General features: G+C 71.7%; 12 protein-coding genes and 1 pseudogene. 6 read left to right on the top strand and 7 right to left on the bottom strand.

The annotated features are described in order from the left end of the window. Positions 1 to 84: 84 nt before the first annotated feature. The 3 genes from pyk to pta all read right to left on the bottom strand — a co-directional run bounded on the left by pyk (position 85) and on the right by pta (position 4,872). Positions 85 to 1,515: a pyruvate kinase gene (gene pyk / locus LNW73_RS09375; protein ID WP_250977799.1), complete on the bottom strand. Its 1,431-nt coding sequence runs from the start codon at positions 1,513 to 1,515 to the stop codon at positions 85 to 87. Between the two features lie 67 nt (positions 1,516 to 1,582). Next, on the bottom strand, positions 1,583 to 2,764 hold the full coding sequence (locus LNW73_RS09370; protein WP_308407650.1) for an acetate kinase: 1,182 nt from the start codon (positions 2,762 to 2,764) through the stop codon (positions 1,583 to 1,585). Then, a complete protein-coding gene (gene pta / locus LNW73_RS09365) occupies positions 2,761 to 4,872 on the bottom strand; it encodes a phosphate acetyltransferase (protein ID WP_250989616.1) in 2,112 nt (703 codons plus the stop codon). The genes LNW73_RS09370 and pta overlap by 4 nt, the downstream gene beginning before the upstream one ends. Before the next feature lie 362 nt (positions 4,873 to 5,234). Between pta and LNW73_RS09360 the strand changes: the two are divergent. From LNW73_RS09360 to LNW73_RS09350, 3 genes and pseudogenes are all read left to right on the top strand, one after another. Then, positions 5,235 to 5,580: pseudogene (locus LNW73_RS09360) on the top strand (pyruvate formate-lyase-activating protein); the annotation flags it as partial. Between the two features lie 31 nt (positions 5,581 to 5,611). Beyond that, entirely contained in the window at positions 5,612 to 6,631 is a 1,020-nt protein-coding gene (locus tag LNW73_RS09355) for a 2-hydroxyacid dehydrogenase (RefSeq protein WP_250989615.1), read from the top strand. A gap of 38 nt (positions 6,632 to 6,669) precedes the next feature. After that, positions 6,670 to 7,695 carry an ATP-dependent 6-phosphofructokinase gene (locus LNW73_RS09350; protein WP_250977802.1) on the top strand — a complete coding sequence of 342 codons (1,026 nt, stop codon included), beginning with the start codon at positions 6,670 to 6,672 and terminating at the stop codon, positions 7,693 to 7,695. Positions 7,696 to 7,743: 48 nt separating this feature from the next. Here LNW73_RS09350 and LNW73_RS09345 read toward each other — a convergent pair whose 3' ends face one another. Next, complete coding sequence (locus LNW73_RS09345; RefSeq protein ID WP_250989614.1) at positions 7,744 to 8,667, bottom strand: NADP-dependent oxidoreductase; 924 nt, start codon at positions 8,665 to 8,667, stop codon at positions 7,744 to 7,746. Between the two features lie 165 nt (positions 8,668 to 8,832). Between LNW73_RS09345 and LNW73_RS09340 the strand changes: the two genes are divergently transcribed. Together LNW73_RS09340 and LNW73_RS09335 are read left to right on the top strand one after the other, a co-directional pair. After that, positions 8,833 to 10,116, top strand: coding sequence for a helix-turn-helix transcriptional regulator (locus tag LNW73_RS09340; RefSeq protein WP_250989613.1), 1,284 nt, complete (start codon positions 8,833 to 8,835; stop codon positions 10,114 to 10,116). Positions 10,117 to 10,227: 111 nt separating this feature from the next. Further along, positions 10,228 to 10,701, top strand: a complete 474-nt coding sequence (locus tag LNW73_RS09335) for a hypothetical protein (protein ID WP_250989612.1) — start codon at positions 10,228 to 10,230, stop codon at positions 10,699 to 10,701. 79 nt (positions 10,702 to 10,780) lie between these two features. Here the strand turns inward: LNW73_RS09335 and LNW73_RS09330 are convergent, their stop codons facing one another. From LNW73_RS09330 to LNW73_RS09320, 3 genes are all read right to left on the bottom strand, one after another. Beyond that, a complete protein-coding gene (locus tag LNW73_RS09330) occupies positions 10,781 to 11,809 on the bottom strand; it encodes a chitinase (RefSeq protein WP_250989611.1) in 1,029 nt (342 codons plus the stop codon). Between the two features lie 126 nt (positions 11,810 to 11,935). After that, positions 11,936 to 12,685 (bottom strand): response regulator, encoded by a 750-nt coding sequence (locus LNW73_RS09325; RefSeq protein ID WP_250989610.1) that lies wholly within the window; start codon positions 12,683 to 12,685, stop codon positions 11,936 to 11,938. Next, entirely contained in the window at positions 12,682 to 14,304 is a 1,623-nt protein-coding gene (locus LNW73_RS09320; RefSeq protein WP_250989609.1) for a sensor histidine kinase, read from the bottom strand. Before LNW73_RS09320 ends, LNW73_RS09325 begins: the two co-directional genes overlap by 4 nt. Positions 14,305 to 14,410: 106 nt before the next feature. Between LNW73_RS09320 and LNW73_RS09315 the strand changes: the two genes are divergently transcribed. Then, positions 14,411 to 15,808 (top strand): cation:dicarboxylate symporter family transporter, encoded by a 1,398-nt coding sequence (locus LNW73_RS09315; RefSeq protein ID WP_374118060.1) that lies wholly within the window; start codon positions 14,411 to 14,413, stop codon positions 15,806 to 15,808. Positions 15,809 to 15,813 lie beyond the last annotated feature (5 nt).

Raw genomic sequence — 15,813 nt, 5'->3', positions numbered from 1 at the left:
TTTCGCGCTCCGACGCCCGCGAGGCCGGTCCGCGACGCCTTGTGCGATGGCGTCGCCGGCCGGGTGCGGCAGGCCGGCGTGCGGCTACTTGCGGATGTCGTCGCCCAGGTGGTGCACCCGGACCATGTTGGTGTTGCCGGGGACGCCGGGGGGCGAACCGGCGGTGATGATCACGGTGTCACCCGCGTTGTACTCCTTGAGCTTGAGCATCTCGGTGTCGACGACGTCCACCATGGCGTCGGTGTTGTCGACGTACGGGACCACGTACGTCTCGACGCCCCAGGTCAGCGCGAGCTGGTTGCGGGTCGAGGGGTCGGTGGTGAACGCCAGCACCGGGGCCGGGACGCGGTAGCGGGCCAGCCGGCGGGCGGTGTCGCCGGACTGGGTGAACGCGACCAGGGTCTTGGCGTCCAGGAAGTCGGCCAGTTCGGCCGCGGCGCGGGCGACGGCGCCGCCCTGGGTGCGCGGCTTCTTGCCGGGCGCCAGCGGCTGCAGGCCGCGCTTGAGCAGCTCCTCCTCGGCGGCCTCGACGATGCGGGACATCGTCTTGACCGTGTCGATCGGGTACTTGCCCACCGAGGACTCGGCGGAGAGCATGACCGCGTCCGCGCCGTCGAGGATCGCGTTGGCGACGTCGGAGGCCTCGGCGCGCGTCGGGCGCGAGTTGGTGATCATCGACTCCATCATCTGGGTCGCGACGATCACCGGCTTGGCGTTGCGGCGGCAGAGCTCGATGAGCTGCTTCTGGACGACCGGCACCCGCTCCAGCGGGTACTCCACGGCGAGGTCGCCGCGGGCGACCATGACCGCGTCGAAGGCCATGACGACGGCCTCCATGTTCTCGACCGCCTGCGGCTTCTCCACCTTGGCGATGACGGGGACCCGGCGGCCCTCCTCGTCCATGACGCGGTGGACGTCCTTGACGTCCGAGGCGTCGCGGACGAACGACAGCGCGACCATGTCGACGCCCATCGCCAGTGCGAAGCGCAGGTCCTCGATGTCCTTCTCGGACAGCGCCGGGACGTTCACGGCCGCGCCGGGAAGGTTGATGCCCTTGTGGTCGGAGATCACTCCGCCCTCGACGACCAGACACCGCACCCGGGGGCCCTCGACCTGGATGACCCGCAGCGCGACGTTGCCGTCGTTGATCAGGATCGGGTCGCCCTTGCTGACATCGCCGGGCAGGCCCTTGTACGTGGTGCCGCAGATGGTCTTGTCGCCGGGGACGTCCTCGGCGGTGATGGTGAACTCGTCACCCGCGACCAGCTCGACGGGTCCGTCGGCGAACTTGGCCAGCCGGATCTTGGGGCCCTGCAGGTCGGCGAGGACGCCGATCGCACGGCCGGTCTCCTCGGCCACCTTGCGCACGCGCTGATAGCGCTCCTCGTGCTCGGCGTGAGTTCCGTGGCTGAAGTTGAAACGGGCCACGTTCATGCCGGCCTCGGCCAGCGTCTTCAGCTGGTCGTAGGAGTCGACGGCGGGTCCCAGGGTGCAAACGATCTTTGCTCGGCGCATGGGCGCAATCCTATCGGGTTTGTTCCGCTCCGGAATATTCCTGGGGCGTCGTGGGTATGAAGCGGGGTCAGCGTTGGGCGAGCGCATAGGTGGCACGGGCGATCTCGAGCTCTTCGTCGGTGGGCACCACGGCCACCGCGACTCTGCTGGTGTCCGTGGAGATCAGCCGCGCGGCATGGCCGCGGACGGCGTTGCGTACGGCGTCGACCTCGATGCCGAGGGTCTCCAGGCCCCGCAGGGCCGCTTCGCGCACCGCGGCGGAGTTCTCCCCGACCCCGGCGGTGAAGGCAATGGCGTCCACCCGGCCCAGTACGGCGGTGTACGCGCCGATGTATTTGCGCAGGCGGTGGATGTAGATGTCGAACGCCAGCCGGGCGGCTTTGTCGCCCTCGGCCATGCGGCGTCCGATCTCGCGCATGTCGTTGTCACCGCACAGGCCGAGCAAGCCACTGCGTTTGTTGAGCAGGGTGTCGATCTCGTCCACCGTCATTCCACCTACGCGCGCCAGGTGGAAGACTACCGCCGGGTCGAGATCGCCCGAACGGGTGCCCATGACCAGACCCTCCAGCGGCGTCAGCCCCATCGAGGTCTCCACGCAGCTTCCGCCCGCCACAGCGGAGGCGGAGGCGCCGTTCCCGAGATGCAGCACGATGACGTTGACCTGCGACGACTCCTTGCCGAGCAGGTCCGCGGCGGCGCGTGAGACGAACGCGTGCGAGGTGCCGTGGAAGCCGTAGCGGCGGATCTCGTACCGGTCCGCCGTCCCGGTGTCGATCGCGTACCGGGCGGCGTGCTCGGGGATCGTCGAGTGGAACGCGGTGTCGAAGACCGCGACCTGCGGCAGGTCGGGGCGCAGCTCGCGGGCGACCCTGATGCCGGTGATGTTCGCCGGGTTGTGCAGCGGGGCGAGCGGCACCAGCTTCTCGATCGCCGCGACGACCTCGTCGGTGATCAGCGTCGGCTCGGTGAAGCGGGTGCCGCCGTGCACGACGCGGTGGCCGACCGCCGCCAGCTCGGGGGAGTCCATGCCGAGGCCCTGTCCGTCCAGCTCGGCGGCGATGATCCGCAGCGCGGCGTCGTGGTCGGCGACCTCGCCCTCGCCGATCCGCTCGACCAGCCCGGCGGCGAGCCGGGCGTCCGTGCCGGGGCCGGCCGCCATGTCCAGCAGCTGGTACTTGACGGAGGACGAGCCGGAATTGAGGACGAGCACGCGGGAGGGGCTGCCGGCCGGGCCGGCGGGGCTGCTCACTGGGTGTCTCCTTCGCCCTGCTGCCGCGCCGGGGATTCGCCCTGCGCCTGGATGGCCGTGATGGCGACCGTATTCACGATGTCCTGGACCAGCGCACCGCGCGACAGGTCGTTGACCGGCTTGCGCAGGCCCTGCAGCACCGGGCCGACGGCGACCGCGCCGGCCGACCGCTGGACGGCCTTGTAGGTGTTGTTGCCGGTGTTGAGGTCGGGGAAGACCAGCACGGTGGCCTGGCCCGCCACCGCCGAGTCCGGCATCTTGGTGGCCGCGACCGACGGTTCGACGGCCGCGTCGTACTGGATCGGACCGTCGACGGCCAGGTCGGGGCGGCGCTCGCGGACCAGCTCGGTGGCCCTGCGGACCTTGTCGACGTCCGCGCCGGAGCCCGAGGTTCCGGTGGAGTACGACAGCATGGCGATCCGCGGCTGCACACCGAACTGGGCGGCGGTGGCCGCCGCCTGGATGGCGATGTCCGCCAGCTGCTCGGCGTCCGGGTCCGGGTTGACGGCGCAGTCGCCGTAGACGAGGACCTTGTCGGCCAGGCACATGAAGAACACCGAGCTGACGATCGCCGCGCCCGGCGCGGTCTTGATGATCTCGAAGGCCGGGCGGATGGTGGCGGCGGTCGAGTGCACCGCGCCCGACACCATGCCGTCGGCCAGGCCCTCCTGCACCATCAGGGTGCCGAAGTACGAGACGTCGGCGACGACGTCGTAGGCCAGCTCGTAGGAGACGCCCTTGTGGGCGCGCAGCTTCGCGTACTGCTCGGCGAACCGCTCCCGCAGCGGTGAGGTCTGCGGGTCGACGACGGTGACGCCCGGCTGGTCGAGGGAGATGCCCAGGTCGGCGGCCTTCTTGCGGACCGCGTCCTCGTCGCCGAGCAGGATCAGGTCGCACACCCCGCGCCGCAGCAGCACCTCGGCGGCGCGCAGGATGCGCTCCTCCGCGCCCTCCGGCAGCACGATGCGGCGGCGCCCGGAGCGGGCCCGTTCGATCAGGGTGTGCTCGAACATCATCGGGGTGACGCGCTCGCTGCGGGCGACCGACAGCCGCTGCGTCAACTCGGCGGTGTCCACATGGGTTTCGAACAGTCCGAGCGCGGTCTCCGCCTTGCGCGGGGTGCCCGCGCCGAGCTTGCCGTCCAGCGCGAACAGCTCGGCGGCGGTGGGGAAGCTGCCGGCCGCGACCGCGATCACGGGGGTGCCGGGCGCGAGCCGCGCCGCCAGCGCCAGGATGTCCGGGCCCGGCCGCTCGTCGAGGGTGAGCAGCACGCCCGCGATCGGCGGGGCGCCGGCCGAGTGTGCGGCGAGCGAGCCGATGATGAGGTCGGCGCGGTCCCCGGGGGTGACCACCAGACAGCCGGGGGTCAGCGCGGGCAGGAAGGCCGGCAGCATCGCGCCGCCGAAGACGAAGTCCAGCGCGTCGCGGGAGAGCCCGGCGTCGTCGCCGAGCAGCACGTCGGCGCCGAGCGCCTCGACGATCTGCGCCACGGTGGGCGCCGACAGCGCGGGCTCCTCGGGGATGACGTAGACGGGCACCTCGGGCCGGCGGGCGAGCCGGCGGCCGGCCTCCTCCGCCTCTGCCGTGCCGACGCGGTTGGCGACCATGGCGATGACGTCGCAGCCGAGGTTGGTGTAGGCGAGGTAGGCGTTGCGGACCTCGGCGACCACCGATTCGGCCGTCTGGTCGATGCCGCCGATCACCGGCAGCACGGAGGCGCCGCATTCGTTGGCGAGCCGGGCGTTGATGCCCAGCTCCGCCGGAAGATTCGTTTCCGCGAAGTCGGAGCCGAGAATCAGCACCGCCTCGTACTCCCGGGCGACCTCGTGGAACCGGTCCACCAGCCGGGCGGTCAGCGCGTCGCGCCCCTGCTCGGCCTGGAGGGCCGCCGCCTCCGCGTACCCCATGCCGTAGACCGTGGACGGGTCCTGGGACAGCCGGTAGCGGCTGCGCAGCAGATCGAACAGCCGGTCGGGCCCGTCGTGCATCAGCGGCCGGAACACCCCCACCCGGTCGACCTGGCGGGTCAGGAGCTCCATCACCCCCAGTTCGACCACCTGGCGGCCGTCGCCGCGGCCGATCCCCGTTACATAGACGCTGCGCGTCACGCGCGTTCTCCGATCCATCGTCGCGCTGGGTTGCTGCTCATCGCTGCCGGCTCACCACTGTTTCCCGCCACTGCTCTCTTCGTGCCGCGCTCCGTTCCCGGTGCGGCCGCTCTCCGCTTCGTACCTACTCCAAGACGCTAACGCGACGCTGGTGCCGTCGCTTGCCGGCACAGGGCCCGCCCGGAGGTGACCTTCGACCCTCCCCAAGATGCCATTCGCCTGCTCACCAGCGAAAACACCGGGAGGAGACTGGAAAAGTCCAACAGCGGAACAGCTCCAGTACACGACGGCGAGGGCTCCTTCCTGGCCGGTCCGACCGAGCGTACCGAGAAGGTCTGGCACCGGGTGCTGGGGATGCTCCCGCAGGAGATCGCCCGCGGCCCAGCGGCGGCGAACCGCTGCTGCAGCCGGTCTTCACCGGTGAGCTGCTGCACCGCTTCCGGCACGAACTCGGCCTGCACACCGCCCTGGACACCTCCGGCTTCCTCGGCGGCCGGGCCCACGACGCGCTGCTGGCCGACACCGACCTCGTCCTGCTGGACATCAAGTCCTGGGAACCGGCGCTGTACCGGGAGCCTGCCGGACGTCACCCGGGTGGACGCTTTGCCCTTCCACAAGCTCGGTGCGGGAAAGTACGAGGCGCTCGGCAGGAGGTTCCCGCCGGCCGCGGGGACGTGGGTGGTACGCATCTCCGCACAGTTCCCATAGGGTGAAATAAGGTGATGAGGGAGGAGTGTCGGTGGAGATCCTGGCGACCGGAGTGCAGAAGGACGAGCGGGCCCTGCTGGAGCGGGAATTCGCCGGCCGCTACCAGCTGCGGTGTCTGGAGACCTTCCTGACCATCGACACCGTGCCGCTCGCCGCAGGTTACGAGATCGTCAGCACCAGCGTGAACGCGCAGCTGGACGCCGACGTCCTGGAGGTGCTCGCCGAGGGCGGCACCAAGCTGATCGCCCAGCGGTCCACCGGATTCAACAACATCGACCTGGACGCGGCCGAACGCCTCGGCCTCACCGTCGCCCGCGTCGCGTACTACTCCCCGTACTCGGTGGCCGAATTCGCCTGGACGCTGGCCACCGCCCTCAACCGCCGGATCGTCCGCGCCGCCACCCGCACCCGCGACTTCGACTTCCGCCTCGACGGCCTGCTCGGCCGGGACTTCCGGGGCCGTACGGTCGGCGTCGTCGGCACCGGCAAGATCGGCGCGGCGTTCACGAGGATCGCGCACGGCTTCGGGATGAAGCTGCTGGGCTGGGACGTCGCGCCCGATCCAGCCTGTGTCGAGCTGGGCATGGAGTATGTCGAACTGGACGTGCTGCTCACCGAGTCCGACCTGATCTCCCTGCATGTACCGCTGCTTCCCGACACCCACCACCTCGTCGGCGCGCACGCGCTGGCCCGGATGAAGGACGACGCGATCCTCATCAACTCCAGCCGCGGCGGGCTCATCGACTCCGCGGCCCTGGTCGAGACGCTGCGAGCCGGCCGGCTCGACGGCGTGGGCCTGGACGTCTACGAGGAGGAGGCCGGCGTCTTCTTCTTCGACAAGTCGCTGGAGATCATGACGGACGACACGCTCGCCCGCCTGCTCACCTTCTCCAACGTCCTGATCACCTCGCACCAGGCGTACTACACCGTGGACGCGCTCGACCAGATCGTCGAGGCCACGGTCCGCAACGTCGACGACTTCCTGGCCGGCCGGGTCGGCGCCGGCACCCTGGTCCCGAAACGCCCGGCGAGCCCGGCCCCCGCCCCGTGACACCCCAGGCCCCGAAACCATCCAGGAGAGACCAGCCCATGCGTATCGGAGTCCTCACCGCAGGCGGCGACTGCCCCGGCCTCAACGCCGTGATCCGATCGGTCGTGCACCGCGCGCTCACCGGGCACGGCGACGAGGTCATCGGCTTCGAGGACGGCTTCGTCGGGCTGCTCGAAGGCCGCTACCGGCCGCTCGGCCTCAACTCGGTCAGCGGCATCCTGGCCCGCGGCGGCACCATCCTCGGCTCCGCGCGCCTGGAGCGCGGCCGGCTGCGCGAGGCCGCGGACAACGCCGAGGAGCTGTGCCGCCAGTACGGCATCGACGCCCTCATCCCGATCGGCGGCGAGGGCACCCTGACCGCCGCCAAGATGCTGTCGGACGCCGGAATGCCGGTCGTCGGCGTGCCGAAGACCATCGACAACGACATCTCGGCCACCGACCGCACCTTCGGCTTCGACACCGCCGTCATGGTCGCCACCGAGGCCATCGACCGTTTGAAGACCACCGCCGAATCCCACCAGCGCGTCATGGTCGTCGAGGTGATGGGCCGGCACGCCGGCTGGATCGCCCTGGAGTCCGGCATGGCGGGCGGCGCGCACGGCATCTGCATCCCGGAGCGGCCGTTCGACCCCGCCGACCTGGTCGCGATGGTCGAGGAGCGCTTCGCCCGCGGCAAGAAGTTCGCCGTCATCTGCGTCGCCGAGGGCGCCCACCCCGCCGAGGGCACCATGGACTACGGCGTCGGCGAGGTCGACAAGTTCGGCCACGAGCGGTTCACCGGCATCGGGACCCGGCTCGCCGTCGAACTGGAGGAGCGCCTCGGCAAGGAGGCGCGTCCCGTCATCCTCGGCCACGTCCAGCGCGGTGGCGTCCCCACCGCCTACGACCGGGTGCTGGCCAACCGCTTCGGCTGGCACGCGGTCGAAGGCGTCCACAAGGGCGCCTTCGGGCACATGACCGCGCTGCGCGGCACCCAGATCGAGATGGTGCCGCTCGCGGACGCGGTGGTGGAGCTGAAGCGGGTCCCGGACGAGCGGATGGACGAGGCCGAGTCGGTGTTCTGACCGGCCGGTCCTTGCACCCGCCCTCGGGGCCCATTCCAGGACCGTGGTTCAGCCGATGCTGAGGACGATCTTCCCGGTGTGGTGGCCGTGCTCGCTGGCGCGGTGCGCCTCGGCGGCGTCCGCCAGCGGGTACGTGCGGGCGATGCGCACCTGCAGCGAACCCTCCGCGTGCAGGGCCAGCGCGCCGGCCAGCGCCGCCTCGGTGCGGTCCTGGCCGGGGCCACCGCCGGAGAAGCGCACCTGGTGGGCGGGGGCGTGCATCGCGTCCGCGATGGTCACCACCCGCTCGGGGCCGCCGGCCAGTTCCACCGAGACGCCCAGCACGTCCCGGCCCGCCGCGTCCAGGACGGCGTCGACGGGACCGTCGGACACGGCGCGGACCCGCTCGGCCAGGCCGTCGCCGTACGTGACGGGAACGGCGCCCAGCGAGCGCAGGTACTCGTGGTTCGCCTCGCTCGCCGTGCCGATGACGCGGACGCCGCGGGCCACCGCGAACTGCACCGCCAGCGTGCCGACGCCGCCGGCCGCGGCGTGGATCAGCAGTGTCTCGCCCGCTTTCACGTCCAGCAGTTCCAGGGTGCGCCAGGCGGTCTCGGCGGCGACGGGCAGTGCCGCGGCCTCCGCCCAGGACAGCGAGGCGGGCTTGACCGCCAGCCGGCCGGCGTCGACCACCAGCTGCTCGGCGTAGGCCCCGGCGACCGGACCGAAGACCTCGTCGCCGACCGCGAGGCCGGTGGCGCCCTCGCCGACCGCCTCCACGGTGCCTGACGCCTCCAGGCCGGGTACGTGCGGCAGTTCCACCGGGAAGACGGCGGACACCGCGCCGCTGCGGATCTTGCAGTCGAGCGGGTTCACTCCGGCGGCGTGCACGGTCAGCCGCACCTGGCCCGGTCCGGGAGCGGGCACCTCGATGTCGGTGGGCTGCAGGACGTCGGCGTCGCCGTACGCCGCGAACGCAATGGCCTTCGTCATGGGAACGCACTCCTCAAAGTGGTGGACCGAACCGTTCCGGCCCGGTCTCGTCGTCGTGTTCTCAGCCTGGCCCGTGCGTCCCGGAAACCCGCCCCGCCTTTCGGACAGTCCCACCTGTCCGAAAGACCAGGCCGTTCCGGAGCCGTGCCCAGTACCGTTGACGCTATGGAATCCAGCGCCTGGAACGAACCGGAACACGCCCTGACCGTGGCCCTGGAAGTCGTCCGGGCCCCGCTCGGCCAGACGCTCCCGACCCTGTCCGCGGTACTGGACGGACTGATCCCGCACCGGGCCGCGGCGAAGCTGACCGGATACTGCGCGCACTACCCGATGAAGACCTCGGGTGCGGCCGAGGTCGCCGAGCGGATCACCAGCGCGGAACTGAGCCGGCTGGCCGGTGTCGTTCCGGTCGGCCGCCCCTGGCAGGGCGAGGCGGTCGTGGCGGGCGCCACCCGGCAGGTCTTCGCGGCGGCCTCTGCCGCCGCGGGCAGCAACGGGGCGCTGCTGGTCCTCGTCGACACCCCCGTGGAACCGCTGCCGGAGGCGGCCGTCGGGGTCGTCCAGCGGCTGTGGGACCTGGTCTGTGTCCATCTGGACCACCGCGCCGCCGACGCGCCGCCCGGGATGGCCGCCCGCTCCCGGGCCACGGCGAGCGAGCGGGCCAGGGTCATCGCCGAACTCGGCGAGGCCCAGGCCGCGGTCCTCTCCGGTCTGCTCGGCACCCTGCGCTCCAGGAACCTGGACGACGCCACCGCCCGCCGCACCGCCGCCGACCTGGCCGTCTCCGCGATGATCGAACTGCGCTCGGCGGCCGACCGCGAACAGGGTCTCAGCGAGGAGCCCGCCGACGCCGCGTTCGCCCGGATCGCCGCCGAACTCGACCCGCTGGTGCGCTACGGGCCGGTCCAACTCGACCTGCGCGCCCCGGACTCCGGGCGGACGCTGCCCGTCGACACCGCGCACGCCGCCCGCGCCGTGACCCGCGCGGTGGTGCTGGCGATGCTGGAGCAGGCGGAGCTGAGCCGGATCCACGTCGGCTGGCAGGTCGACGACGACATCCTGCGGGTCACCGTCCGCGACGACGGGCCCGGCTCGCTGGCCTCCGAGGCGCTCACCGTCCACCGGGTCACCGACCGGCTCAAGGCGCTCGGCGGCCGGCTGGTCCTCGACGCGGTCCCCGGCTGGGGCACCACCGTCACCGGCACCGTCCCGCTGGGACCGGTCACCGCCCCGGCCGCCCACCCGCTCGCCGCCCTGGGCACACGGGAGCTGGAAGTCCTCGAGCATCTCGTGCGGGGACACCGCAACCGGGCCATCGCCGAGGACCTGCACATCAGCGAGTCCACGGTGAAGTTCCACGTCGCGAACATCCTGAACAAGCTCGATGTCGACACCCGCGGCGAGGCCGCGGCACTGGCCCGTTCCGCCGGGGACATTGCGGCCGCTTGACGGACGATTCCGCAGAAGTACCCCGAACGCGCCAAGTACTTGATCCGGCGGCCACCGGCGGTGCAGTCTGATCCATCCGACGACGGAGGCGGATGAAGGAAGGTGCCCCGCGTGGCGACGACGGCGGACGAGGCGCCCGGCTACGGCTCAGCCCACCGACCCGGCGACTGGCGGTGGACGCTGTTCTGCTGTCTGGCGGCCGCGGGTCTGCTCGGGGGCGTGCTGGGCGGCACTCTCTTCGAACTGACCGAGTACGGGCAGTACACCTATCTCGCCCTCGGGCCGATCGTCGGCGGCGTGCTCGGAGCGGTCTCGGGCGGTCTGGCCGGCGGGCTGCTGGTCTGTCTGCCGCCGCGCTGGGCGTTCGCCCCCGGGACGGCGCCGTCATCGGCCGCCGCGGTGGTGATCCTGCTGGAGCTGGGCACCGTCGACGCGTTCACCTCCGAGGGTGCCGTGGAGCAGTTCTTCTCCGGCGGCCCCGGGCTGCCGATGCTGCTCGTGCCCGCGCTGGCCGCGGCCGGTGTCGCGCACGTGGTGGCGCGCGGCTGCCGGCGGTTCGGCGGAGCGTTCTCCGGCACCGCGTGACCGCGCCCCGGGCGACAGCTCGGGGCTGCGGGCCGGGGCGCGGAATCCATGCGTGCGACGGGTGCGGTGTCGGCCGGCCTCAGCCGGTGTAGGCCGCGAGCGCCTTGGTGAAGTCCCAGTTGTTCTGGCTGATTCCGCTGCAGGCGTCCGCGTCGGTGCCGGAACCGCACTTGCGGTCGCGGTTGACGGCCCAGAAGCTGACGCGGGCCAGGTGGTGGCTGGTCGCGTAGGAGACCATCGACTTGAAGTTGGCGAGGGTGACCTTCTCGCCGGCGCTGTCGGTGATGCCGTTCATCGAGGAGAAGCCGACCTTGCGGTAGGCCGCGTCCGAGGAGAGCCCGTAGGCGCTGGCGACGGCGTTCTTCAGACCGTCGACCGCGGACTTGGTGGTGGCGGCCATGTCGACGGCACCCTGGTCGTAGTCGAACGGCATGACCGCCCAGCCGTCCGCGTTCAGCCCGGCCGCGGCGCCCTTCTTGATCAGGTCCTTGCCGTTGGAGTCGGGCCCCGTGGGGGTGGTGCCGAAGGTGAGGTAGACCTTCACGTCGCTGTTGTTGGTCTTGATGATCTTCAGGGCGTCCACGGTGCGCTTGCGGACCGTGGCGTTCTCGACCGCCGAGGCCTCGATGTCGATGTCGATGGACTTCAGCTGGTAGGCGTTGATCGCCTTCTGGTACGCGCCGGCCAGTGCGGAGGCTGAAGTGCACTTCTCTTCGAGCTTGTTGCCGCTCCAGCCGCCGAAGGAGATGGTGACGTCGCCGCCCGCGTTGCGGATCGCGTTGATCGTCGACGCGTCGGTGCCTCCGGTGAGCGCGCGGCTCCCGTCCCACTTGGGATTACAGCCGCCGTCGGAGAGCATGAAGGCCATGGTGAACTGCTTGATGCCGGTGGCCGACATGACGGACGTCGCGGACGGCGGGGTGCCCCAGCCGAGGTACAGATACGGGGCCGCGATGCCGCTGGGGAGAGCGGCGGCGGCCTGCGGGGCGGCCTTCGCGGCGGTGGGGGTGGTGGCCTGGGCGGTCGCGCCGAGCGCGGACGCCGCGGCGAGCCCTACGGTCGCGGCCAGCGCGATGCGGCCGCGGCGGGAGTGCGGGAAGAAGAGCATGGGGGAGAACTCCTAGCGTGTACGGGAGTTGGCTCTGGGAACGCTGCGTGAACGCTAGTGGTCCCGCATGCCCGCGACAAGAGATTGGTTAGGAAAGTTTCCTATTGCCGCAGGAAGGGCAGCCGTTCAGCCGCTGCCGCGGCCGTCCCGGCCGGGCCCCGGGGACCAGCGGTAGCTGAGTTCCGGCCGCCCCACCTGCCCGTACTGCGGGCTGCGCACCGCGCGCCCGGTGTCCACCAGATGCTCCAGATAGCGCCGGGCGGTGATCCGCGAGACACCGACGGCCGTGGCCGCCGCGTTCGCCGAGATCCCGCTCGCCGCCTCGCGCAACGCGGCCGTGACGGCCTCCAGCGTCGGGGCGCTGAGCCCCTTCGGCAGCACCGGTGCCTCCGGGCTGCGCAGCGCCGCCAGCGCCCGGTCCACCTCGTCCTGCCCCGAGGCCTCGCCCCCGGCCAGCTCGCGGCGGAACCGGGCCCACCGGTCGAGGCGGTCGCGCAGGCTGGGGAACGTGAACGGCTTGAGCAGGTACTGGACGACACCGGCGGACACCGCCTGCCGCACCACCCCGAGGTCGCGGGCGGACGTCACCGCGATGACGTCGGCGGTGTGACCGGCCGCCCGCATCGCCTGCACGACCTGCAGACCGTGGCCGTCCGGCAGATGGAGGTCGAGCAGCACCAGGTCCACCGGGTGCTGCCGGAAGAAGCGGAGCGCGTCCCCGCCGGAGTGCACCGTGCCGACGACCGTGAAGCCCGCCACCCGCTCGACGTACAGCCCGTGCGCCGCGGCGGCGATCGGATCGTCCTCGACCACCAGCACCCGGCTGGTGCCGGGACTGTGGACGGTCTTCTGTCCGGTGTGCGCGATGTCGCTCATGTACGTGCCTCCCGCAGCAGCGGCATGCGGACGGTGAACACCGCGCCGCCCCGGTCGTCCTGCCCCAGTTCCACCGTGCCGCCGCCGCGCCGCGCCGCCTGCTCGACCAGCGCCAGCCCGAGCCCGCGTCCCTCGCTCTTCGTCGTCCAGCCGCGCTGGAACACCTCGCGCAGCACCTCGGGGTCCACGCCGCGCCCGGTGTCGGTGACCTTCAGCAGCAATTCGTTCCCTTCGGTCCTGGCGGTGACCGCGACCTTCGGGCGGCCGGCGCCCTCGACAGCGGCGTCCAGGGCATTGTCGACAAGATTGCCCAGGATTGTCACGAGGTCGCGCGCCGCGAATCCGTCGGGCAGGACGCCGTCGTCGATCCGGCTGTCCTCGGTGACGGTCAGCTCGACCCCGCGCTCGTTGGCCTCGGCCGCCTTGCCCAGCAGCAGCGCGGCGAGCACCGGTTCGCCGACGGCCCCGACGACCTGGTCGGTGAGCGCCTGCGCCAGCTCCAGTTCGGCGGTGGCGAAGTCCACCGCCTCGTCCGCGCGGCCCAGTTCGATCAGCGAGACCACGGTGTGCAGCCGGTTGGAGGCCTCGTGCGCCTGGGAGCGCAGCGCCTCGGCGAAGCCCCGCACCGAGTCCAGCTCGCCGGTCAGCGCCTGCAGATCGGTGTGGTCCCGCAGGGTGACGACGGTGCCGCGGCGCTCCCCGCCGAGCACCGGCGAGGTGTTGACGACCACGACCCGCTCGGCGGTCAGATGCACCTCGTCGACGCGGGGCTCGGCCGCGAGCAGCGCGCCGGTGAGGGAGGCGGGCAGCCCCAGGCCGTCCACGTAGCCGCCGACGACCTCGCCGGTGAGGCCGAGCAGTTCGCGGGCCGCGTCGTTGCAGAGCAGCACCCGGCGGTCGGCGCCGAGGAGGATCAGCCCCTCGCGCACCGCGTGCAGCGTCGCCTGGTGGTAGTCGTACATCCGGCTCAGCTCGGTGGCGGCCATGCCGTGCGTGTGGCGGCGCAGCCGGGCGTTGGCCAGGTACGTGCCGAGGCCGCCGATCGCGAGCGCGGCGGCCGCGACGGCGAGCAGCACGGTCAGCTGGCCGCGCACCTCATGGCTGATCGCGTCCACCTTGATGCCGACGCTGACCAGCGCGATGACCCGGCCGCCGGGCCCGTCGAGCACCGGGGCCACGACCCGCACCGACGGGCCGAGCGTGCCGGTGTACGTCTCGGTGAAGGTCTCGCCCCGCAGGGCGCGCGCGGTGTGGCCGAGGAACGGCTCGCCGATCCGCTTCGGGTCGGGGTGGGTCCAGCGGATGCCGTCCGGGGCCATGATCGTCACGAAGTCCACGCGCGCGTCCGCGACCACCCGCTGCGCGTACGGCTGGAGCACCGTGCTCGGATCGGTGCCGGGCGCCGCGAGGGCGGCCTGCCGGACGGTGGGGGAGTCGGCGATCGACACGGCCGCCGCCCGCACCCGGCCGTCCGCCGCGTCCTCGGCCCGGCTGTGCGCCTGGACGTAGGCCAGCACCGCGCACCCCGCGACGACGACGGCCACGATCACCACCTGCATGGCGAACAGCTGGCCGGCGAGGCTGCGGGGACGCGAGGGGCCGCGCCGGGATATCGGCATGCCCCACAGTGTGCACTCCGCGGCGCGAACTCAATGAACGCAAACGTGACCCCGGTCACGCGCACGCGCATAGTCACCGAAGCTACGCAGACCTCGGGAGGCAGACGTGACGACGCAGAGCCGCGACGTGACACCGCAGAACGCCAAGAAGGACCGCACGCACTATCTCTACCTGGCGGTGATCGCGGCGGTCGTCGCCGGGATCGTGCTGGGGCTGGCCGCACCCGGTGTGGCCAAGGAGTTCAAGCCGCTGGGCACCGGCTTCGTGAACCTGATCAAGATGATGATCTCGCCGATCATCTTCTGCACGATCGTGCTCGGCATCGGATCGGTGCGCAAGGCCGCCAAGGTCGGCGCCGTGGGCGGGCTCGCGCTCGGCTACTTCATGGTGATGTCGACGGTGGCGCTCGCCATCGGCCTGGTGGTCGGCAACGTGCTGCACCCCGGCAGCACCCTGCACCTGACCTCGGCGGCGAAGGCGGCCGGGCACAAGCAGGCGGCCGGCAGCGAGGGGACCGTCGACTTCCTGCTCGGCATCATCCCCAAGACGATGGTGTCGTCCTTCACCGAGGGCCAGGTGCTGCAGACGCTGCTGGTCGCGCTGCTGGTCGGCTTCGCCGTGCAGGCGCTCGGGAAGTCCGGGGAGCCGGTGCTGCGGGGCATCGGGCACATCCAGCGGCTCGTCTTCCGGGTGCTGTCGATGATCATGTGGGCGGCGCCGGTGGGCGCGTTCGGCGCGATGGCGGCGGTGGTCGGCGAGACCGGCACGGACGCGCTGAAGTCGCTGGCCGTGATCATGATCGGCTTCTATCTCACCTGTGCGCTGTTCGTGATCGTGGTGCTCGGCACGCTGCTGCGGCTGGTCGCCGGAGTGAACCTCTTCGACCTGCTGAAGTACCTCGGCCGCGAGTTCCTGCTGATCCTGTCGACCTCGTCGTCCGAATCGGCCCTGCCGCGGCTGATCGCCAAGATGGAGCACCTGGGCGTCAGCCGCCCGGTGGTCGGCATCACCGTGCCGACCGGCTACTCGTTCAACCTCGACGGCACCGCCATCTATCTGACGATGTCCTCGCTGTTCATCGCCGAGGCGATGGGCGACCCGCTGTCGGTGAGCCAGCAGATCTCGCTGCTGCTGTTCATGATCATCGCCTCGAAGGGCGCGGCCGGTGTCACCGGCGCGGGCATCGCCACCCTGGCGGGCGGCCTGCAGTCGCACCAGCCCGCCCTGGTCGACGGGGTCGGGCTCATCATCGGCATCGACCGCTTCATGAGCGAGGCCCGCGCCCTCACCAACTTCGCGGGCAACGCGGTCGCGACCGTCCTCGTCGGCACCTGGACCAAGGAGTTCGACAAGGAACGCGCCGTCCGGGTCTTCGCCGGAGAGCTGCCCTTCGACGAGTCCACGCTGGTGGACGACCACGCCGACGCCGCCCCGAAGAAGGACGCGGACACGCCTGACCCGATGCCGGCCCCCAGGGACCACGAGACCGTGCAGGCCGGTTAGCGGCT

Origin of the sequence: Streptomyces sp. RKAG337 (assembly GCF_023701715.1) — a bacterium.
Classification (GTDB): Bacteria; Actinomycetota; Actinomycetes; order Streptomycetales; family Streptomycetaceae; genus Actinacidiphila.
This window is presented reverse-complemented; position numbering and strand designations above follow the sequence as displayed.